The following is a 21,300-nucleotide window of genomic DNA, read 5'->3' on the forward strand; positions in this document are numbered from 1 at the left end:
GATGCGCTCGGATTGAAATGGCAGTAGCGGATCTACCAGTGGCGATGGTCACGCAGTTCAAATAACTCCTTTCCCCATTGTTCGGAGGCAAGAGGTCCTCCTTCCAATACAGGCAAGGAGCCGACGACCCAGGCGGTCAATTGTCCGCGATCAGCCACAGTCTTGATTGCGTCCATCATCATCCGCGCGGTCAGAGCATCCTGAAGCCCGGTGACACCTAGAGCATTCATGCGTTTGATCGCATGAACGGCCGCAGCGACGTCGAGTTCCGGCTCTTTTGCCAATGACCGGGACACCGTAGCCTCAGCCAGAGCGGAAGCGGTTTCCAGCAACAAGCCGGTAGCCTCACCGGTTTGCGGATGCCTCGCAATGGTTCCGTTGGGAGGATTGGGGGTGTTGTCGTCAATACCACAAGCCTTCAATCCTGCAAGGTTAAGCCAGCGGTTGTGATGGGAATCATCTCGCAGCATGACCGGACGACCAGCGGATGCCTCATCTAGACGAAGGCGCGCCTCGTAGGCAACTGATCAAGCAACGTACTGCCCCAAATACCACCGACGATCCACCGATCCTGCGGACGATCTTTGGCTGCACCGCGAAACGATTCGATGATCTGGTCGAGACTGGCAGTTGGCAGAAAATTCACCTCGTATAGCTCGGCCCGACCTGCAAGGACGAAGTGGCTATGGACGTCCATCATGCCGGGCATCACCATTTTCCCTTGCAGATCGATCACGCTGGCATCGGCACCTACGGCAGCCCTTGCAGCTTCCTCGCTACCCACCTCAACCAACCGACCGTCTCGCACCGCCAAGGCATCAACCCATGGAGTATCAGCATTCATCGTGTAGATCGAAGCGTTTACCAAAACAAGTTCATTTCCTTGATATGCCATGACAAACATCTTCTTTGAAAGTTAGTGAGTTCGAGGGTCAAACACTTGGAACAAGTGCCAGCCCCCCCTCTCGACAATGTATTGATTTATGAGCGCCGTCCGGACATGTCGCCCACGCCTGGAGCTCCGGTATCAAACCGGTATTTTCAAGTTGTGGCTTAGCTGGCCGTGATCTACCTCGCCCTTCGCTGCACACGACTGCTCAGGCTGTTGCGAATCGGCAGCGGCGGCTATATCACTCGGCCTGAGGAGGAAATGTGCTAGTGCCGGTAGCAGGATCAGTGCTCCCAACATGTTCCATAGGAACATGAAGGCCAACAGCAGTCCCATATCCGCCTGAAACTTGATAGGACTTAGCACCCAGGTGACAACACCAATGGCCAGCGTGATACCCGTCAGCATCACAACCTTCCCGGTAAACAACAGGGCTCGGTAGTAGGCCTCGGATAAGCTCTTACCCTCTCGCAACTGAGCCAAAGTGACGGACAGGATGTACAGGGCGTAGTCGATACCGATTCCCACCCCCAAGGCGATGACAGGCAATGTCGCAACCTTAACGCCCATGCCGAGAGTGACCATCAACGCCTCGGCGAGTATCGAGGTAAGCATCAATGGCAATACCGCTACTACCACCGCCCGCCAGGAACGGAAGGTAATCAGGCTTAGTACCGCAACAGCGGCATAGACTAGAAACAGCATTTGCCACCAGGCTTGCTTGACCACAATGTTAGTGGCCGCTTCGATACCGGCATTCCCGGCAGCCAACAGGAACTTGGTATCGTCAGTATCGTTCTCGCGGGCAAATGCTTCGACAAACCGGACCACGGAAGACAGCGTGTCAGCCTTGTGATCGCGCAAATAGATGTAAAGCGTCAACAGGCTGCAGCTGTCGTCGTAAAGCCCGCGCGGTGCCCCAGCTGTGATCGTGTTCAGCATGCTCTGATTGGGAAGGAACTCGTACCACTTAGGGTTGGCCTCGTTCAAACCAACCAGCATTTTCCGGTTCAGCAGAGATAGTGAGTTGGTCGTCTCGACGCCCGGGAGCTGACGTAGTTGCCATTCCAGCGAATCGATCTTGTTGAGCGTTTCGTATTGGGAGCATTGGCCTGCGGGGCTCGCGACCATGACAGCGAGAACGTCGCTTGATGCACCGTAGCTCGTGTTCATGAAGGCCACATCACGGTTGTAACGACTGTCAGAACGCAGCTCGGGCGCCCCTGGGTCCAGGTCACCGATTTTCAGATGGGTGCTGACGACAAAACCGGCCACACCAATGATCGTGGCCCCCACCAATGCGAAGGCAGCCATCCTGCGCTGAGTGAAGCGATCCAGAAAAGACCAGAGCGGGTGCTTGCCCTGCCCTTTATCATCTGCTGACTCGGCATGCAGGCTACGCTTGGCAGCAAAGGCGCTGACGCCAGTGTAGGAAAGCATGATCGGCAACAGGATCAGATTAGTAAAGATGAGTACCGCCACGCCGATCGAGGCAGCAATAGCCAATTCGCGGATAACCTGAATGTCGATCACCAGCAACACTGCGAAGCCGACAGCATCGGCCAGCAGTGCCGTCATACCTGCCAAAAACAGACGGCGGAATGTGAAGCGTGCGGCGAGTAACTTCGGAACGCCCCGCCCGATGTCCTGCATGATGCCATTCATCTTCTGCGCGCCATGGCTCATGCCAATAGCGAACACCAGAAACGGCACCAGAATAGAATAGGGATCCAGGGAATAACCAAGCGTCGGCAACAGTCCGAGTTGCCATACCACTGCGATTAACGATGCTGTAACCACCAGCAACGTAGAGCGGGCACAACGGGTGAACCAAAACACCGTAACAGTGGCGATGCCGACGGCTATGGCGAAGAACACCAAGACCGAACGCACACCGTCGATAAGATCGCCGACAATCTTGGCGAACCCTGTGATGTGCACCACATTACCTTCGGCTTCGTACTTGTGACGCAGTTGTTCCAGATATCCGGCGAATACCGCATAGTTCAAGGGGCGACCTTCGCTGTCCTTGGCCAGTAACGGAACGTAGATCACCGATGACCTGCCGTCGGTGGACACGATCTGGCCGATCTCACCGGAGCGGGCGATGTTCGCCCGCAACTGCTCAAGGCTCGATGGGCTGCCGTCGTATCCTTCAGGAATCACCTGGCCGCCTTCAAGACCCTCTTCGGTCACGCCCGTCCACCGTGTTGATGGCGTCCACAGTGACTTCATGTTCGCCCGATCCACCCCGTGCAAAAGGAAGATTTCATCGGACATGCGGCGCAACGCATCGAGGTATCCGGGATCGTAAATGGTGCCTTTAGGACTCTCCACTGCAACGCGAACAGCGTTGCCAAGACCAGCCAACTGATTCTGGTATTTGTTGAACTCCTGGATGTAAGGGTGCTGCGTCGGAATGGTTTTTTCAAAGCTGGCATTGAGCTCCAGCTTGGTCGTCTGCCACCCCAATAAAGCGGTAACAATGGCACAAAGAATGATGACCACGAGTCGATTGTTGAATAACGCGCGTTCCAGCAGGGAGCCCGACTGGTGATCGAAATTGGCGGCATCCCCTGAGAGGTCTGACGATTGAATCTTCACAGCTTATCTCCAGGTTTGACTACATGTACGCCAAGCTGACTGAGCACCACCGTGCTCAAGTTTGATGTGAGCAGCACACCGTTAAGGGGTGGAAAAGGTCGGGTATTGAGTGGTTCGAGCTTTCCTCCCCGCTCGCGCATTACCAATCCCGCCTGATTAACCAGAATCAAGTGACCATCAGGCTGGATCGCAGAAGAGGTAATAGACGCTTCATCCGGCGAGACCAGTGATGTCCATGTCTTGCCGCCATCCTCAGAGCGCAAGGCATTGCCGCGTAAACCAGCGACGACAACTTCATGCTTCGATAGAATTTCTACCGTGAAATAACTGCCCCGATAGGGTGTCTGGGCGATGGAAAAGGTCGCACCGCCATCCTCTGAAGTGCGAACCAACCCTTGTTCGCCAACGATAATGATCGTCTGGCCCTCGCCGCGTATTGCATTCAAGTGAAGCGTACCAGGGTTTTGAATTCGGTCTCCCCAGGATGACCAGGTCTTGCCACCGTCGGTGGTTGATAGGGCGATTCCGTAAGCACCCACCACAACGGCATTAAGAGGATCGCGCACCAGAACATCGAGAAGAGGCTTGTCCGCCCCTTCCTCAACCATGCGTTGCGCGAAAGCGATTGGCCGGGCTTCGCCTTTTTTTTGCGCTTCAGCAAGAACTATCTGGGCAATCCGCCGGCCGTCGAGGCTAAGTGTCCAACTTTCGCCAGCGTCAGAGGTCACTAGCACGCAACCTCCATGCCCAACGGCATAGCCGTTCCTGGCATCGGCAAAGCGCACGCCGGTCAGCGTCACGCTGACTGGGGTCTGCACCTGCCGCCAGTTCGCTCCAAAATCATCGGACAACACCACAATTCCCCGCTCCCCCACAGCGACGAGGCGATTTCCCGCCTGCGCCACGCCAAGCAAGTACGAGCGTGCCGCCATTACAGTGGGAATTGAGGGTCTTTCTAACGCAGCTCCAACCGGCGCCCCATTGGCAATCGACAATGTCGATATAAGAACCATGCCCCAAAGAAGGCACCATGCTAAATGTCGAGAAACGTTACTCATGTTTGACATAATTGACTCCGTACTTCGTTCAGTAACTCACCAGTAAAACGTTGAGCATGCAGCTTTGATACTCAACGCGTTTACCCTGAGTTCACTGCCACTGTTTACCCAATGATAAGCGCCTGTCCTAACAGACGAAGCGCGAACCTGTGGGCAAACCTTTCTCTTAGAATGTGCGCTGTAGTGAAAGAGAAACGAAGTCGCGATCCTTCATCGATTGTTTGTATGACGTGAAACTCGTGTCATCCAGGAGCGTACCTTCCGGCCCAAAGAAATGGGTGTAGGTAAGCCCCGCTTTCCAATCGTTGAGGTATGTCGCCTTCAACCCCATACTGACATCTCCGACATGATCTCCGTTAAACGACCCCACTACTGACGAGTTGCCAATACCGAAGCCCAGCCCTAATGGCACGGAGATATCTACCCCAGAAAAAAACTGGCGATAAGATGGCTCGTAGGTTACGCGTATGTTGGCTGCATCTCGATCAGCATTGGGGCTTAGACGATCAGGGTTCTTGGTAATACTCGTGCGTCGATTCCAAGCGACCTCCCCGAGAAAACTGGCTTCATTTGAGATGAATGATGGACCCAGGGTCGCCAACCAAGACACTTGCGCATGCAGGGAATTACCTACGGCATAAAGCGGATTGCCATCGTTATCGCCGGTGCCTGTCAAATCGACCGCGCCACCGCTGATCAGAGGAGTGTTGCGACGCACAGATACTTCGCCGGCAATGTTGTAGTCGCCAAACGTGCGACTGAAACTCGCCCCGTAAGCAGTGATATCTTCCGGATAAACCCATCGGTATTCACCGATCTGTCCACTGACAGGATTGAGGGCACCAGGTTGCAGATAAAGCTGAGGTGTTTTGTCGTGGTAACGGATCGCGTAGATGCCATAGTCCGTTTCATCGACGCTGAAGCGTACTTGCACGCCACCTTGTCCGGAATTCCTGGCCTTCATGTCCTTCCCTCGGAAGAGCGCCAATGGCCCACCTCCTGGTATGACAGGAGGGCCGGCGATCAATCGCTCGGCACCATCTCCTATAACATCGAGGGTCGAGAAATAGCTGCCAGCAGCAGGCAACTTCGTTTCTTCCCACTGCCACTGGTAATAGGCGCCGATGGAGACGTCCGGCGTTAACTGAAGCTGCCCGGAAAACTGCTGGACCGGGCGAATCAGCTCCTTGAACTGGGTATTGGGTACAGACAGAGCTTTCACTGCATCTATCGGCGCCATCCCACCTGCAATGCCGTTGGCACCAAAGAACAGGCTCTCACCCCAAACCAGGGCATGCCTGCCCGCTCGAAAGGTGGCCTTGGTATCCCCGATAGGCACTCGGCCATAAACAAACGCATCCAGCAACTCGGCCTTTTGCCCGTGCAATTTCTCGGTATCGCTGGTGAACTCGTCATAGGGACGGGAAAAGGAGTTAACCGTGCTCGGCGAATTATTATCGTTGGATTCGTTATAAACGGTGTCATACCAGCCAGCGCCCGACAACCGTGCGCCGAAACCCTGGTAGTTCATATCCAACTCTGAGAGAACGTCGAACCGGTTGGAAATCAAGCCCTTGCTGAAGTTTCGATCACCGTCATCCTGGTTGACCGAGGAAGTCAACTTATCGGACGCCCCCTTGACACGAAAAGCGCTGTTGTACTTGACCGTATTGTCCCACCGAAGCTTGAAATCTGGATTTTCAGTGTCAATCACGAATGCATAAACACTCGGCGACACGATAGCTATTATGGAGATAGCGAGTGGACGCAAGGCTTTATTTTTATTCATTTTATTGGTTCCGCTAGTGCCTGATTCATAGTCATCGACCAATGGAACTACCCGTCACTCACCGACAAACGCCGGAGTTGTGTCAGAGCATTCCGACGGAAATTAGATTACGAAGGCATCGCGGCGTCCGTTAGCCTAATTTGGCATCACAAACGCAGAAGCATTGAAATACAACGCGGCAAGCCTGACTCATCCAGAAGTCGATGAGAGTTCGCAGAATGTCCCATCCTGTCGACTCCAGTTACAGAGCAGTCCAACGATTTGGTGCATGCCAATATTGGATAACACCCCCCCCTCCTTCTCTTTGTATCTTGTTCGTCAGCACTAAGATCGACATCAAATCTTTTTGCAGAGGTTGGACAGCAGTGGTCGACTGAAACCCTCTGTACATGCGAAAACGATATAAAAAGGAGCGAACGGTGACCAACATCGAATTGCTGCAGCGCAGAAATCAGCTGTTAGGCAAGGCTGCACCGCTTTTCTATGACACACCGCTACACATTGTGCGCGGCGAAGACGTCTGGCTATTTGACGCCGACGGTAAACGTTATTTGGATGCCTACAACAACGTACCGGTAGTGGGGCATTGCAACCCCAAAGTAGTAGAGGCTCTTTGCAAACAGGCAGCCGATCTCAACATACATACCCGCTACCTACACGAGAATGTAGTCAATTATGCCGAGCGCCTGACAGCGACTTTTGACAGATCACTGGATATGGCCATTTTCACCTGCACCGGCAGCGAAGCCAATGAATTGGCCTTGCGCATAGCCAGGATGACAACCGGCGCCAAGGGCATCATTTGTTCGAACTGTACTTATCATGGCAATACGGCGGCAGTGGATGAGCTGTCGACCATGTTTACCGGTGGCGTCACCGGAAGTCTCAATGTACGTGCAGTGCCATTCCCCGACCACTATCGTCCGCTCGGCGGCCTACAGGGCGAAGCACTCATCGACACCTATGTCGCTGAAGTCGCAAAAGCTATCGAAGCATTGAAGGCAGACGGCTTGGGGTTCGCCGGGCTTTTGATCTGTCCGATCTTCGCCAACGAGGGCCTGCCTGGCGCTCCCTCCAGCTACGTCCAAAAAGTAGCTCGCTTGGTACGCGAAGCCGGTGGCTTGCTGATCTTTGACGAGGTCCAGTCAGGCTTCGGTCGCACCGGACATATGTGGGGCCAGGATCAGGTCGGTGTTGTTCCGGATATTGTCACCATGGGTAAACCCATGGGCAACGGACATCCGATCGGCGCCGTGGTGTCTCGAGCAGATCTGGTCAACAACTTCCGCGAGCGGGTGATGTACTTCAACACTTTCGGGGGAAATCCGGTCTCCTGCGCAGCAGGACTGGCGGTGCTGGATGTTATCCAGGAAGAACGACTGTTGGAGCATGTTGCCCAGGTTGGCGAGCATACGCTCAAGGGTTTGATCGCACTCCAGCAGCGCCACGAGATCATCGGCGACGTCCGAGGTTCAGGGCTGTTTTTCGGCATCGAACTGGTGCTGGACCGCAACAGCAAAGAGCCCGCAAGGGACTTGTCCAAGCAGGTGGTCAACCTGATGAAGGACCGCGGTGTTCTGATCAGCCGCCTGGGACCGAACGACAACGTACTCAAAGTGCGCCCGCCGCTGCCTTTCACGACCGAACACGCCGACCTGTTCATCAATACCCTCGACGATTGCCTGGCAACCCTGTAGGAGCCGCCCATGAGCGAACACATTGAAATTAGCCAGGAGCAGATGCTGAGCAATCTGCTAGGGCTGGCACGGGCGTCGTTGCACCACTGGAACATGGACTGTCTGGACGTCACCCTGATCAAATACCGCGAAAATGCAGTATTTAAAATCGAGACCACAAACGGAAACCGCTACGCCCTCCGTGTGCACCGTGGCGGCTATCACTCGGACGCAGCGTTGCGCTCCGAGCTGCAATGGATGGCTGCACTACAGCAATTCGGAATCGACGTGCCCGTAGTGGTACCGACCGACAAAGGTGAGTTGTTCATTCTGGCCACGCTACCCTCCACTGGCGAAACCTTACAGATCGACCTGTTCGAGTGGATCGAAGGTCGCCAGCTCGGCACGGCTGAAGGCGGCCTCGGCGATGACATACAGCAGATCCAGCATACTTACCGGACCATTGGAAACATCGCCGCACGCCTCCACGAGCACGGCAGACAATGGCGTCGGCCCGAAGGGTTCAATCGCCATGCCTGGGACGCTGAAGGCCTGGTCGGCGACTCCCCTTTCTGGGGGCGCTTCTGGGAACTGCGCAGCCTCAACGAAGAGCAACAGCAACTGGTCCTGACGGCACGAAACATTGTTCGCTCCGAGCTGCAAACAATTACCCAGGCCCCCGAGCACGACGACTACTACGGCCTGATCCACGCCGATTTTGTGCCGGAGAATCTAATGATCTCGGGCGATACCGTGCGTCTGCTGGACTTCGATGACGCTGGTTTCGGATGGCATCTGTTTGAACTGGCCACTGCGCTTTACTTCGTCCGCCGAGATGCGAATTTCAAGGTTGCTCACGACGCTCTGATCGAAGGCTACCGAGCATATCGAGCTCTACCTGAAAAGGTCCTGGCCAAACTGCCGGTCTTCATGATGGCACGGGGCTTCACCTACTTGGGCTGGGTGCAAACCCGAGAAGGGTCGGACGTCGCCAGGGAACTCGTTCCCTTCTTGACCGAACTGGCATGCGATCTCGCCGCCGAGTTTGTCAGGACCTATGGCAGTTCCGCCAAAGCCGAGTAAATGGCCAACCATCAATATACGACAGCCCATACAAGGGCGTGGTCAATCAAAGGGGTGATGTATGTTTAGATTGAAAGGAAAAGTAGCCTTAGTGACCGGCGCCAGCCAGGGCATCGGCCAGGGCATCGCCGAGGTGTTCGCCAAAGCAGGAGCTCACGTTGTGGTGGCGGCTCGCAATGCTGAAAAAGGTCGTAAGGTAGTCGCCGACATCATCGCCAGCGGCGGCCAGGCACAATGGCAGCAGACCGACCTCAGTACAGCGGATAATGCCAGGCATCTGGTCGAAGCTGTACTCGCAGAGCACGGTGCATTAGATGTTCTCGTGCATAACGCTGGGGTATTCCCGATGGCGACGATCGACGACCTCAGCGACGCGCAACTGGAAGAAACCTTGACGGTAAACCTGAAGGCCGCCTTCTGGCTGACTCAGGCAGTGTCACCATCGATGCGCGAACGCGGCCATGGCCGCATTCTCTTCACGTCGTCAGTAACCGGCCCACGTGTGGCGATGCCGCTGCTGGCTCACTACGCGGCCAGCAAGGCCGGGCTGAACGGATTCATCCGCGCTGCTTCGCTCGAATACGCACGAGACGGCATTACTGTTAACGCCGTTGAGCCCGGCTACATCCTCACCCAAGCCATGGACCAACTAGTCAGCCACGAGGAACAAGCGGAAATGGCTACTCAGGTACCGATCGGAAGACTCGGTCACCCTCACGACATCGCTCACGCCATGCTCTATCTGGCGAGCGATGAGGCGAACTACGTTACCGGGCAGAGCATCATCGTCGACGGCGGTTCATGCACGCCAGAAAGCTCAGTTCAATTGCAAGGCTTCTATACAGACCGCGGCCGATAAGTAGTGATGTCTCGGGGCAAGAGTCCTGCCATTGCGCTGGCTGATACCGATCCGGCGCTGGTCATCGAGGGGTTAAGTCGAGTCGACTGACTGGACGCCTACTGCGAAACCAAGTCAGTGTGTTTGCGCCGCTAAGGCCGGAGAACATTGCCCCGCCTGAAAATAACGATGGGGCGATGTGATCGTCATTCCCAGGGCAGAGATAGAGCCCACTTACGCCAGATCAACCGTGACACTTGCGGCATTCACGTCACTAGTGTCCGGTAAAAACCGAAGGGGGAGCTTGCTCCCCCTTGCTGTTGGCGGCCGTCAGTCATAATCTGATTTTTCAGACTCGATTTTGACTCATGTTTACCAGCACCCGTTTAGCCCACCTACTCAGTGCGATCCCGCGTCAGTTTTTCCGGCAATCCACCGAAAGGCACCGGGCGGATCGCTATGTCAAACGCTGCACGTCCTGGCAATTGCTGGTGACACTGGTCAGCGGTCATTTGACCCAAGCTCCAAGCCTGCGGTCCTTGGCGAATTTCTCCGAAACTCTAGGCCCGCATAGCTACCATCTTAAAGCCGGCCCTATTGCCCGCTCGACCCTGTCCAATGCCTTGAATAAGCGCGACTACCGGCCATTCCAGAACCTCTGCGAGTTTCTGTTGCTCAGCATCAGCCGCCAGCAGCGCAAGGAAGTCGGCGCCATGGTGAGCCTGATTGATTCCACTTCGATCACCTTGCGCGGACTTCACTTCGTTGGCTTGACAGCCGCGACGAAAACCCGCATTAGACAAGGCCTCAAAGTGCATGTCGGGCTGGATCTGGCGCAGTTGGCCTCGGTGTACGTGAACATTACTCCCGCCAACATCAACGACATGAGCGACGCACTGGAAATGCCGATTAAGGCCGGCATGACGTATGTTTTTTGACAAGGGCTATTGCGATTACAACTGGTGGCACCAGTTGCAGACCAAGGGGGCTTTCTTCGTCACCCGCTTGAAGAAAAACGCCAATATCAAAGTGCTGGACGAGCACTCGACCGCAGCCGAGCAAAGCCCGGTCATGACCGATGAAGTCGTCCAGTTTGGCAAAAAGCATTTGGCCGGCAAACGCCTGAATGCCTACCGGGAAACACCGGTAAGACGTGTCGTGGTTGAGCGTGAGGGCCATGCCACACCGTTAATCCTGGTGACCAACGACTTCACGAGAACAGCTGAAGAAATCGCAGCCCTGTACAAAGATCGCTGGAAGATCGAGCTGTTTTTCAAATGGATCAAACAACATCTGAAGCTCAAACGCTTCTATGCCTTCTCTGAAAACGCCGTGCGCTTGCAAATTTACAGTGCCTTGATCAGCTACTTGTTACTGCAACTTTTCCATCGTCGCTCAGGATTTACCGGCTCGTTGTTCGAGCTGACGGTTCGCATAGCGCATGTCCTGCATGAACGGCCCGCTACCCCAGCGTTGAGGGACCGACGAAGGCTGGAGCGAGAAAAGCTGAAGGCTGCCCAAGACAGCCTTCAGCTATGAAACGTGTTTACCGGACACTAGTGGGCGTTCACGTGGACTCATGCCGAAGCGCGCCTTGAAGGCTGTGTAGAAGTAATCGCCAGAGCCCCATTGACCAACGAGTGTTGAAAGGGGCTGCCCGACTGGTGCCCGACGTAGAACCTCGGCACAACGTTCAAGTCAGCAGCCTTTGATATGCTGCGAGACCACCAGCCAGCGGCGAGCAAACATCCGATACAGCCCCCCGAACAGAAACACCGACCTGACGACCGATCAGTTCCGGACACAGATAAGCTTCGTGGATGTGCGCATCGATAAAAGCAATAGCCTTTCGAAACAGACGATTGCGCCTGTCCTGCCCCTCACTTACCTCAATGACTGGGCGCAATAGCACCAACAGCGCCTCCAGCGTAACCTCGCCATCACGGCCCATTGGAAAATGACCCGATCTTCCCATAGAAACCTTCACTCAAGTAGCGCCCGGCAAGTGCCCCGCAGATGCGATTGATATCTCGCATCCAGTCGTCCCAGGCCACAGTTGGGCCTGATGAACTGAAACTCATAGCCCTCCCCCTGCCGTAAATTGCTCGTCAGAAAAATCAGGTTCGAAATTGCTGAACCAGCTCTCGGAGCTCTCTTCCCAATCGTGCAAGCTCTGCACTGGAAACTGCAGTTCGCTGACTTGCATCGGCGCTTTGCTCTCCAATGCCACGAACCCGGCTGATGCTTCCATTGATGACCTCTGCAACTACGCTCTGCTGCTCAGCCGCAGCGGCGATCTGCTGGTTCATTTGCTCAATCGTACTAACCGAACGGGTAATGCGGATCAGAGCATCGCCAGCTTCGCTGGCCAGAGCAACGGTGCGCTGAGTTTGCTTACAACTGCTGTCCATCTGCTGCACCGCGTTACTCGCCAAGGTTTGCAGGCCAACTATCAGCCTTTCAATTTCCTCGGTGGAGTCATAAGAGCGGCGAGCCAGAGCGCGCACTTCATCGGCGACCACCGCAAATCCCCTCCCTTGTTCACCCGCACGGGCCGCTTCGATGGCCGCGTTGAGCGCCAACAGGTTAGTCTGTTCAGCCACCCCGCGAATGACTTCGAGCACGCTACCAATGCGCATGCTTTCCTGATTCAACGCGGCGATAGCGTCAGAGGAGCGCGCCACTTCAGTTGCCAGATCACCGATCTGGCCGATTGCCTGCTGCACCACCCAATTGCCTTGCTGCGCCTGCGAATCAGCCTGTTGGGCCGCCTGCGACGCCTGCTCAGCGTTCCGGGCGACCTCCTGCACAGTCGTAGCCATCTGATGCATGGCTGTAGCTGTCTGCTCGACTTCCAGCTTCTGCGTCTGCACTCCACTACTGGTCTGAGCAGTAATGGAGGAAAGTTGTTCTGCGGAGCCAGATATCTGAGTAACGCTCACACCTATGCGCCGAATCAGGTTCCGTAGATTGAGAGTCATGCCTTGCATGGCCGTCATTAGTTGGCCAACCTCATCACGACGCTCTGATGTGATGTCCTGGCTTAGATCACCCCCGGTAATGCGCTGTGCTAAGACCACTGCCTGGCGCAGCGGCAGGACGATTTGACGTGTTATCAACAAGGAGGCGGACAATCCGATCAGCACAGCTATAAAGCCCATCAACCCGAGCAGAAACAACGCGCGGTGACTGCCAGAGTTCATCGCTTGGCCTTGCAGTTTTTTGGCCGTTTCGGCCAGCGTTAGCACAGTCAGGGCTCGGTCAAGCATCACTCCTTCAATCTCGGCAGTCTTCTTAACCACACGCTGATAATTGAAGAAAGCGTCCTGGTAACTCTTGAGTGCAGCAAGGGCTGCATCGATGTTATTGCGCTGCCTCTCATCCAGCCAGATGCTCAGATTACGTGCGAGTGCGCCCTGCTCTGTGCTGATAGAGAGCCAAGCGTCCAAAGCTTCGGCAGATCCATCGATTATGTACAGACTTTCATTGCTACGCAGGTCGAGCATGCGTTTGCTCATCCCAGACACTTTTTCGGCCAAATCCAGTGGATTATTATCATTGGACTGACCGCCCTCATAGTTTTTCTCACGCAGAGCATCGTATATATCCAACTCAATTGTCTCGAACTGCCTGCGTGCCTCGTTGGCTGTCTGGGTCATTTGCTGTCGAGCCTGGAGGGCTTTAGCATGCTGCTCAACAAACGCCTCAAATTGTTCGAGATAAACCGATGCAGCCTGATCCATAGCCTGCAGACGAGCCTTCTCGTCCCCGTCCACCGACTCCGAATATTGCCCGAACAGCTCACGCACACGGGCAAGCCCTTGGCGTACCGCCTGGGCGTCAACCTCGGCACGGCTGATGGCAAAGTCCCGCTCACTGCGCCGTGCTTGCAAGATCAGCGTATCAATGGTCGACAGTTGCACGACCTGCCGGTATTGCCCGAGCACCGAGCTTAGGGCAAAAAAACCTGTGCCCATCACCGCTATTGTCAAGAAAAGAACCAACCCGAAGCCACAGAGCAATTTCTTGCCCACAGAAAGATCAACTAATAAGCGCCTGACAAACTCAAACATTTTGAGCACTCCATTTTTTTGGATGGCGCGATGCGCTGGACTTCTTGGTAAAAGCTAAAACCTTTCAGGTGCACTCCCGGCCTCGTGCAAGTCGACCGTACGAATATGGGGGTTATGGCACACTTTGAAAAATCGCAAAAAAAATGCCAGTCCTGCAGCTATCAGACAGACTGACAATTACTCACATCGGCAAATCGACCTCCATACGCCTTATGACTGGCAAAGCCGATTGGGTAACAATTGGAGGACAGATAAAGAGAGCACCGCAAAATTTTCAGCTGCATGAAATTACACCTAAAAAATGGTGCGCACTTAACTAAGTGGACACCATTTCCCGGTTTAGCGGCCTTTAACAGGTGACAGTGCCAAATATAGATAGATTATCTAGCGCAAACTGTCGCCGACCATCGAGTCGGCCGAGAACGCATCTTTGTCGAAGCGTGGGGTGAGCGCGTACTGTTTCGGTTTGTTATTAATGAGAGTCTCAAAGCTTGTACCCGATATGAGGTCGTTAAAACCAAAACTTGTAATCACCACTGCCGGAGCGTCAGGTGCAACAACAGCGTCCGCATGAAGTGTCTTCCAGAGTTGACCATTAGCGTCCCAGCGATCGCCCAACAAGCATGTCCAACTGTCCTCGTCACAGTAATAGCGACTTCTCACCGCTTGGTGGCGCTTGCCATTGCGCAAGGTGGCTTCCACCACCCAAACCCGGTGCAATTCCCAACGTACGTGCTCAGGATTGAGGTGATGCTTGGACAGCAACTCTTTGTCATCTTTTACCTGAAGCGCACCGTTACTGTTGTAAGGGACATACTTTTCCTGTTTGCCGATAATTTTCCAGTCGAACCGATCGAGCCGACCCGAGAAGGTCGAGATTTCGTCGTAGCTCATCACCCCGGCAGTGGCCGTCGATGGTGTATCGCAACAGGTGTTTGGCAGCTTGCGCACCCGACGTTGGCCAACGAGATATATCCAGTATTGTGACTTGTCACCGTCCAGGTTTTCGATGCCGGCAAGCGCCTCTCCTGCACGGATTGCCGGTGCCATGGTATCCAGGCGGGAGCGCCAATAATTATTGGTCTTGGCCAGTTCTTCAAGATTACTGTCTGGCAAGTAGTAAGGCATCTCGGTGTTTTGAACAAAGTCAGAAACCAGTACGGCGTCGCCATTGGCGGTCAGCTGATAGGTCTTGATCATTTGCGATGTTGAAGTGCCACGCCAGCGCAGCACGTGATTCCACATCAACTCCGCACCGCTTTGCGGAATGGGGAAAGGAATACCGCCATAGACACCTTGCGGAATGTCACCATTCATCTTGCCATTGGTCGCATTTTTGAAGGTGTTGTCATACACCCACTGTGGTGCGGCTGCGGTTCGATAGGTCTTGTAAACATTGACCCGGAAGCTTTCCGGGTACTTCTTCAACAACGCCTGGGTCCCCTCGGTGAGCTTATCGGCATACTGGCTGACATTCGCCGGCGTAATTGAGAACAGCGGTTTCTCATCCTTGAACGGATCGCCACGACGCCCGCCCGGCTCGTCCCCAGGAATTGGCTTAGTATAGCCACCCGTCCAAGCCGGGATTGTGCCATCCTTGTTCCCGGCCTTTTCGGCTCCTAACGGAGTGAGTTCGTTGTTCAGCTTCGCAGCCTCTTGGGCAGAGACGGCTGCAAACGCCTCAGGACCACACGCTAGCAAAGCTACTAGCAGCGGGGGGAATAATAGTTTGCTCATTTGTTTGCTCATTTGTGTGCTCCTGTGTTTTAACTTGCGGTGGAGCGGCATATTGAAAGCGCCCCTGAGCGATTTTTATAAGAAGCGTTTTATCTTTCACTACTCAGTAAATTGCACCTCATGGCAATACTGATGCCTGCAAGAGTACGAAGCGCAAAAGAGTAGTGTTAGCCAGATTTGGCATAAGGTAAAACAACTCGTGCCATCCGTCAGAAGGCAGAGGCTTCCCCCATCGATAACGGAAAGTGGCGACTGCATCACCAGCCAAGCTGGCTGTCGGAACTGATTGAACGACAAACCGAACCTCTTATCTGATTTCCGTACAATCACAATTATGCACCCGAGAGAGAGGGCGATTTGCAATGGATAATCGATGCCGGGCGATGAAGGCGATGACCAAGCTGGATCTCCCATCAATGCCGATTCTGATCGGTATCGAGAAGGCTATCTATATTGGTATCGGCCAGACTGTCGATACCGAGGCGATAAGCTGCAGGAGGTTGCCGAAGACATCGCAACCCGCAGTGACGCTTTGATATTTTATATACGCGCTACAGAGCGCGTATGTCCCGCTTTACGCGATTTAGTGTCTCCGAAGGAAGTTCATTGAATATTTTTTTATACTCAGAGCTGAAACGACTCAAATGCCAGAACCCCCAACTCGCCACAACATCTTTTACTTGCACCGCACCATCACCCGCACTCACCAAATCACGACGAGCTCCATTCAGCCTGAGCAACCGAAGGTAACTCACCGGGTTGATATTCAACAGATCCTGAAAACTGTATTGCAATACTCGTCGAGAAACACGAAGCTCACGACAGACATCAATAATCTGCATGGGCTCTGAAATATTATCAACTAAAAATTCGCGTGCCCGGCGCACGATCTGCACATGATTGAACTCTCGATGGACAATCGCTGGTACTGTAAAATTCTTTAGGATAACAGGGGCCAGTGTCTCCATCGCCTTTTGCATCAAGGCTGAGCGTACCTCAGGATGACTAAGCATCTCCGGATCATCATGACAGACGTCGAGCATACCAATGAACACTTTGGTCATGCTTGCCGTGCATGTCGAGTCGTCGACCAGGAACATCCCACGTTTCAGCCAGTCTTTTACCGACACATGTTCGACTGCCTCCATATATTCAGCAACCACTTTACGAGAGACTGCCACAATCAGCAATTTGGTCGGGGGAACCAATGCATCATAATCATTATCGCCTCTAAAAATGACGAGGTCACTTGCCATCCAGCTTCGACCATTTATTCGTCCTTCGCGCTCCATGCACCAAGGCAGGGCAAAAACAAATGAATCAGCCCACGCAATACCATGTTGGTGGCTCGTTACATTTCCGATCTCTGTATAAATCTGTAATCCAGAAAGCCACAATTCCTTAGTATTACATTGATATTGCCCTGAAGAAAGTTGAATGTACTCCAGATCCCAGCCATCAAACGCTACAGAATTGGTGAACGGGTCTGAATGATGACCCGCATGAACATAGTAATCACTAGTACGGCAAACACTCTCTGATTTCATATTGTTATAGCCTTCGAAAGATACGACTTTTGCCAACGCACCGAAAAATCCGGCCACTAAAAAACAAGCAAAATACGTTCCAGAATGCTGAAAAACTCAATAACATCATCACTAAATTTATTAATGTGACGAACTGCTAATCAAAACGAAAAAAACCGAAGCATGGTTATAAAAAACACCACTCCTAAAAACATCCAGGTATATTGATAACATCCAAAACAGACTCGACTTTGATATCGAGAGCATTTCGGCCGGCTACCCACGCTCAAAACGTAACGGAAATTCGCGTTTTTAATGCAGTGCAACCAAAGTACACCCATCCAGAATTCGGGCTCGCCATATCACTGATAAAGAAGAAAAAAGAGTAAAAGGTGAAAGATCGGCCGAGTCCTTATAAAGAAAAGTTACGACCGATCTGCCTCTAAAATGATCGTCTTCTAAAAATGCGCCCTATTCATGTGCATAACCGCAGTTAGCACCGCAAATATGACCTTTCATCGCGCTGCGTTTTATCGGCCGCGAACGCTCCAGGGATAACTCGCCCCCGTCTAAGCGAGGTATGACACCAGCATCAAAAACATCCTTCCCCCCCATCACCGTACGCAGGACTTGCGTGTTAGCTAATTGGTCGAGGCTGCATGTCCGAATATTTTGATCAATGATGGCAATATCGGCCTTATATCCCGGCATCAGCGCACCTATACCTTGCCATTGCATCAGTCGGGCATTGTTTATCGTCCAGGCGTCGAATGCTTGTTGCCGATCGATTGTGTTACCAGGGCCGGAATGCTTGCGCCCCGAACCTGAAAATTCGCGCGTCTCAGCAAGCGCCATGTGCTCGAATGGACTGGTTGGCCCCCAGTCAGAACCCAGCCCGACGTTGGCACCGGAAGCCATCATCTTACCAATCGGCACCAGATCAGGGAGCACATGTTCGCCAATACGCTCCTGATACAAATCTCCCTTGCCCCAGCAGAAGCTCAAGCTGCTGGTCAGATGGAAGTTCAGTTCGGCATAACGCTTGATAGTTTTCTCATCGATGAGGATATTGTGCTGCATGATCCACTCCCTCTCCCGCACATTCCATTGTGAGAGGAAAGGCTCAAGGGACTCGAGAAACTCTCTGTGATCCTGATAGCCGCCCTGTACCATGTTCAATCGAACATTGTTACGCAGGCAATATTCAATGGCGTTGCGCTCGATGCTTTGTGGTACGAATGTACGTCCATTAGTTGGACGTCCATAGGGATCCTTGTAAGTCTGATCGATTCTAAGAAAACCAGACCAGGCGCCTCCCCCTCTTGCCAGCGACATACCATTAACTCGGTACAAGGGATCGCTGGTTTGCGACAGTTTCATCGCCAGCTCGAAATTCTCGTACACATTCTCGTCAGTTAGGCCGAGCCCTAAATCCCAGGACGTTGGTGCGACATCAAGAGCGGACATGACTCGCATACTCAGCAGGCCTTCATCACGTACGCGCTGGTAAGCAGCGATATGGGAAGCGTCCATCACATGCGCCTCATAACATGCGGTTACCCCTTGATTGGCCGCCCTGATTTGACCCGCCAGCGCACCGTGATACCAAAGATCTGCGGGCGGCAGTGGCATTTGCGAAACCACTCGGGTCATCCAGAACGCGCTGTCGTTGTAGTAATTGATCACGCTACCCCGGAAGATACCGGTCAACTCACCGGAATCGTCCTTTTCAATCCAGACATTGTCCACCACATCGGGCAAATCTCGTCCGAGTCCCAGGATCTGCAATGCCTTGGAGTTCAGAACACTGATGTTCGGCACTTGCGGCGCGTAGGCCTGAATCCAGACCGGATGATCAGGCGCAGCGGCGTCGAGCTCATATCGATTTGGCAGACGTCCTTCAGGCAAGTCGCGCCAAGAGCGGCGAATAAAGTAATGGGGTTCACCCACGGGTGTGGTGACAATCCAACCATTGACGGGAGTAACTGCCGCACGCTCTCGAATCCGCGCACGTATATCATCGTGATTGCGTGCATCGTACAGATCGACACACATCGCATCAAAACTGGCGAGGTGAAGAAAATGTGGGTGGTTGTCAATGATGCCCGGAATAACACAGGCGCCACCAACATCAATTTTGTGTGCTGCGGGCCCCGCTAAACTACGCATGTCCGCCAACGCTCCGGTAGCAACCACCGAGTCCCCCTCAAGAACGATGGCTTCGTGAGTTTCCCTCCCCTGATTCTGAGTTAAGACAGGGCCACCGAAAATCAGCGTGCGACGAGTTGAACTTTCCATTTCTGGTCCTCGAAGAAGGTCTTTCTGGATTTAATCAACCTGTCCGCCAGCATGCGGCCACCCAAGAGGGTTGCAGGTCATTCTCATGAGAGTACGAGCGCGGCAAAAGTGCCCGTTATCCAGTTTTGGCATCGCGTCTTCACAGCACAGCCTATGCGTACTGCGCAGATGATCTTCATCAGTGCAATAGAAGCAGTTGCCTCCATCGTGAGCGATGTTGTGCAACCTGGTTGGGCCCCTGCCTGATCGGGAGGTGACTAATTGCTGTCTGTTTAGCAATAACAGCCAGACCGCTGCTCAATTGATGCTTTGGCAGTCAGCGCCCTATAAAGCAGCTGGTGAGAGAAACAAACCAACCGCGCATCGCCCCGCCGCGGCTTCCCCTCGAAGCAGAATCACTTGCTCATCATGCTGGTCGCTTCCTGCGTGGCTTCAGTGGTTCGGGTAGCAGGTTTCCTGACTTCATCGGCCACCACCGCAAATCCGCGCCCAGCCTCGCCCGCTCGGGCTGCTTCAATAGCAGCGTTGAGTGCAAGCAAATTGGTTTGGCTGGCAATGCCCTGGATAGTGCCCACAATTTGCGTCAGCTGAGCAATGTTCTGCTCCAGATTCTGCTGATGCTTGGCTTCGGTTTCGCGCAACTGTTCTTGTTCGTGCTGGAAATGGATGTCTACCAGCGCACCAACCGCTCGCAGTGGTGTGCCGCGCTCATCCCTACGGGTTTGGCTACGGGCGCGGAACCGCGGAACTCACCGCTCTTGAGCTTGAGCCGATATTGAATGTCGAACGCGGTTCTGCCGGAGCGGTCATTCAAATGCTCAGCTAATGCCGTCAGGCTGCGCTCCTTATCCTCGGGGTGCAGGCGTGAAGTCCAGCTTTCGAGTACATCCGGAAATTCTTCGACTGTCTCAAAACCAAGCAGGCGCCGGAATTGCAGAGACCACCATATAGGGTTTCGTGGGTTAACCGGATCGCCAGCAATCACTTCCATGTCCCATAGACCATCGGTTAGCAACTCGCGGGAAAGCTCGAACCGGGTAAGGGTCACATCCAGCGCTCTTTCGCGCTCCAGTCATCATGAATATCCCGTATCGATCAGGTGATCCGGATAGGCACGCCTTGCAGGTCGCGCAGCGTTTCTCCTTGTGAGAAGAACCAGCGGTACCCACCGCCCTTCAATGCCATGCGGATATCCACGCGATACGGTGTCTTCCCGGACTTATCATTCAAGTGTCGGCCAAACGCCTCAAACGCGGTTAGTCTGTCATCTGGGTGCATGCGATCGGACCAGCTGGATATGGCATTGGGAAATTCGCGCTCGTCGCTAAAACCCAGCAACTCACGCAAAGTCTGTGACATCCAGCAGATGTTGTTCGGGCTCATTGGATCACCACCGACCACCTCCACGTCCCACAGACCTTCGTTGGACGCACGGTTGATAAGGTCAAAACGCTCCCTTTGGGCTTCAATCTTGTTCTCCGCTGCTGACAATGCGCACGAGCTGCCTCAAGCTCGGCTTCCAATAAACTGACGTGTGCCGTCAGTCCCTTTTCTCTATTGGCTGCGCTCTCCCATGCGCGCTTGAGTTCTTGATCCCTGGCGCTTGCGCGGAACTCGGGTTGGTCTTGCTTTCCCTCTAAGGCAGCTATGAGCTGCAGGCGAGTTTTTCGATCACCGCGCGAACCTGGAAGACTGAACATTGTGGGCATGCTCTTCTTATTGGATGAGT

The 21,300-nt window shown here is 53.8% G+C and carries 18 protein-coding genes and 2 pseudogenes; 6 read left to right on the forward strand and 14 right to left on the reverse strand.

From position 1 onward, the window contains the following. Window positions 1-32: 32 nt before the first annotated feature. The 5 genes from ACA070_RS17190 to ACA070_RS17210 form a co-directional block, all read right to left on the reverse strand. A complete protein-coding gene (locus tag ACA070_RS17190; protein ID WP_497447594.1) occupies window positions 33-470 on the reverse strand; it encodes an amidohydrolase family protein in 438 nt (145 codons plus the stop codon). 26 nt (window positions 471-496) lie between these two features. Then, window positions 497-895, reverse strand: a complete 399-nt coding sequence (locus tag ACA070_RS17195; RefSeq protein ID WP_497447595.1) for an amidohydrolase family protein — start codon at window positions 893-895, stop codon at window positions 497-499. Window positions 896-1,027: 132 nt separating this feature from the next. After that, window positions 1,028-3,493 (reverse strand): efflux RND transporter permease subunit, encoded by a 2,466-nt coding sequence (locus ACA070_RS17200; RefSeq protein ID WP_497447596.1) that lies wholly within the window; start codon window positions 3,491-3,493, stop codon window positions 1,028-1,030. After that, entirely contained in the window at window positions 3,490-4,560 is a 1,071-nt protein-coding gene (locus ACA070_RS17205) for a WD40/YVTN/BNR-like repeat-containing protein (RefSeq protein WP_497447597.1), read from the reverse strand. The genes ACA070_RS17200 and ACA070_RS17205 overlap by 4 nt, the downstream gene beginning before the upstream one ends. 157 nt (window positions 4,561-4,717) lie before the next feature. Beyond that, a complete protein-coding gene (locus ACA070_RS17210) occupies window positions 4,718-6,340 on the reverse strand; it encodes a DUF1302 domain-containing protein (RefSeq protein WP_497447598.1) in 1,623 nt (540 codons plus the stop codon). A 419-nt stretch (window positions 6,341-6,759) separates the two neighbouring features. Between ACA070_RS17210 and ACA070_RS17215 the strand changes: the two genes are divergently transcribed. The 5 genes from ACA070_RS17215 to ACA070_RS17235 all read left to right on the forward strand — a co-directional run bounded on the left by ACA070_RS17215 (window position 6,760) and on the right by ACA070_RS17235 (window position 11,476). Beyond that, complete coding sequence (locus ACA070_RS17215; protein ID WP_497447599.1) at window positions 6,760-8,037, forward strand: aspartate aminotransferase family protein; 1,278 nt, start codon at window positions 6,760-6,762, stop codon at window positions 8,035-8,037. Between the two features lie 9 nt (window positions 8,038-8,046). After that, entirely contained in the window at window positions 8,047-9,099 is a 1,053-nt protein-coding gene (locus ACA070_RS17220; protein WP_497447600.1) for a phosphotransferase enzyme family protein, read from the forward strand. 61 nt (window positions 9,100-9,160) lie between these two features. Beyond that, window positions 9,161-9,958 carry an SDR family oxidoreductase gene (locus tag ACA070_RS17225; protein WP_497447601.1) on the forward strand — a complete coding sequence of 266 codons (798 nt, stop codon included), beginning with the start codon at window positions 9,161-9,163 and terminating at the stop codon, window positions 9,956-9,958. Between the two features lie 347 nt (window positions 9,959-10,305). Beyond that, window positions 10,306-10,875, forward strand: coding sequence for a DUF4372 domain-containing protein (locus ACA070_RS17230; protein WP_497447602.1), 570 nt, complete (start codon window positions 10,306-10,308; stop codon window positions 10,873-10,875). Beyond that, entirely contained in the window at window positions 10,865-11,476 is a 612-nt protein-coding gene (locus ACA070_RS17235; RefSeq protein ID WP_497447603.1) for an IS4 family transposase, read from the forward strand. The genes ACA070_RS17230 and ACA070_RS17235 overlap by 11 nt, the downstream gene beginning before the upstream one ends. 154 nt (window positions 11,477-11,630) lie before the next feature. Here the strand turns inward: ACA070_RS17235 and ACA070_RS17240 are convergent, their stop codons facing one another. The 4 genes and pseudogenes from ACA070_RS17240 to ACA070_RS17255 form a co-directional block, all read right to left on the reverse strand. Further along, complete coding sequence (locus tag ACA070_RS17240) at window positions 11,631-11,924, reverse strand: hypothetical protein (protein ID WP_497447604.1); 294 nt, start codon at window positions 11,922-11,924, stop codon at window positions 11,631-11,633. Between the two features lie 130 nt (window positions 11,925-12,054). Then, a complete protein-coding gene (locus ACA070_RS17245; RefSeq protein WP_497451970.1) occupies window positions 12,055-12,936 on the reverse strand; it encodes a methyl-accepting chemotaxis protein in 882 nt (293 codons plus the stop codon). A gap of 24 nt (window positions 12,937-12,960) precedes the next feature. Beyond that, window positions 12,961-14,010 (reverse strand): annotated as a pseudogene (locus ACA070_RS17250) (methyl-accepting chemotaxis protein); the annotation flags it as partial. 384 nt (window positions 14,011-14,394) lie between these two features. Then, on the reverse strand, window positions 14,395-15,759 hold the full coding sequence (locus tag ACA070_RS17255; protein WP_497447605.1) for a DUF1329 domain-containing protein: 1,365 nt from the start codon (window positions 15,757-15,759) through the stop codon (window positions 14,395-14,397). A gap of 350 nt (window positions 15,760-16,109) precedes the next feature. Here ACA070_RS17255 and ACA070_RS17260 point away from each other — a divergent pair, with 350 nt between their 5' ends. Next, window positions 16,110-16,283 carry a hypothetical protein gene (locus tag ACA070_RS17260; RefSeq protein ID WP_426119704.1) on the forward strand — a complete coding sequence of 58 codons (174 nt, stop codon included), beginning with the start codon at window positions 16,110-16,112 and terminating at the stop codon, window positions 16,281-16,283. 15 nt (window positions 16,284-16,298) lie between these two features. Here the strand turns inward: ACA070_RS17260 and ACA070_RS17265 are convergent, their stop codons facing one another. From ACA070_RS17265 to ACA070_RS17285, 5 genes and pseudogenes are all read right to left on the reverse strand, one after another. Continuing rightward, the gene (locus ACA070_RS17265) at window positions 16,299-17,330 is read right to left on the reverse strand and encodes a helix-turn-helix domain-containing protein (RefSeq protein ID WP_497447606.1); all 1,032 of its coding nucleotides are present in this window, start codon (window positions 17,328-17,330) and stop codon (window positions 16,299-16,301) included. A 414-nt stretch (window positions 17,331-17,744) separates the two neighbouring features. Continuing rightward, entirely contained in the window at window positions 17,745-19,571 is a 1,827-nt protein-coding gene (locus ACA070_RS17270) for an amidohydrolase (RefSeq protein ID WP_497447607.1), read from the reverse strand. 419 nt (window positions 19,572-19,990) lie between these two features. Further along, a pseudogene (locus ACA070_RS17275) lies at window positions 19,991-20,182 on the reverse strand (methyl-accepting chemotaxis protein); the annotation flags it as partial. Window positions 20,183-20,241: 59 nt separating this feature from the next. Next, the gene (locus tag ACA070_RS17280) at window positions 20,242-20,619 is read right to left on the reverse strand and encodes a PAS domain-containing protein (RefSeq protein ID WP_497447608.1); all 378 of its coding nucleotides are present in this window, start codon (window positions 20,617-20,619) and stop codon (window positions 20,242-20,244) included. Between the two features lie 47 nt (window positions 20,620-20,666). Beyond that, window positions 20,667-21,062: a PAS domain-containing protein gene (locus ACA070_RS17285; RefSeq protein WP_497447609.1), complete on the reverse strand. Its 396-nt coding sequence runs from the start codon at window positions 21,060-21,062 to the stop codon at window positions 20,667-20,669. Between the last annotated feature and the right edge of the window lie 238 nt (window positions 21,063-21,300).

Source organism: Pseudomonas sp. LBUM1678, assembly GCF_059695575.1.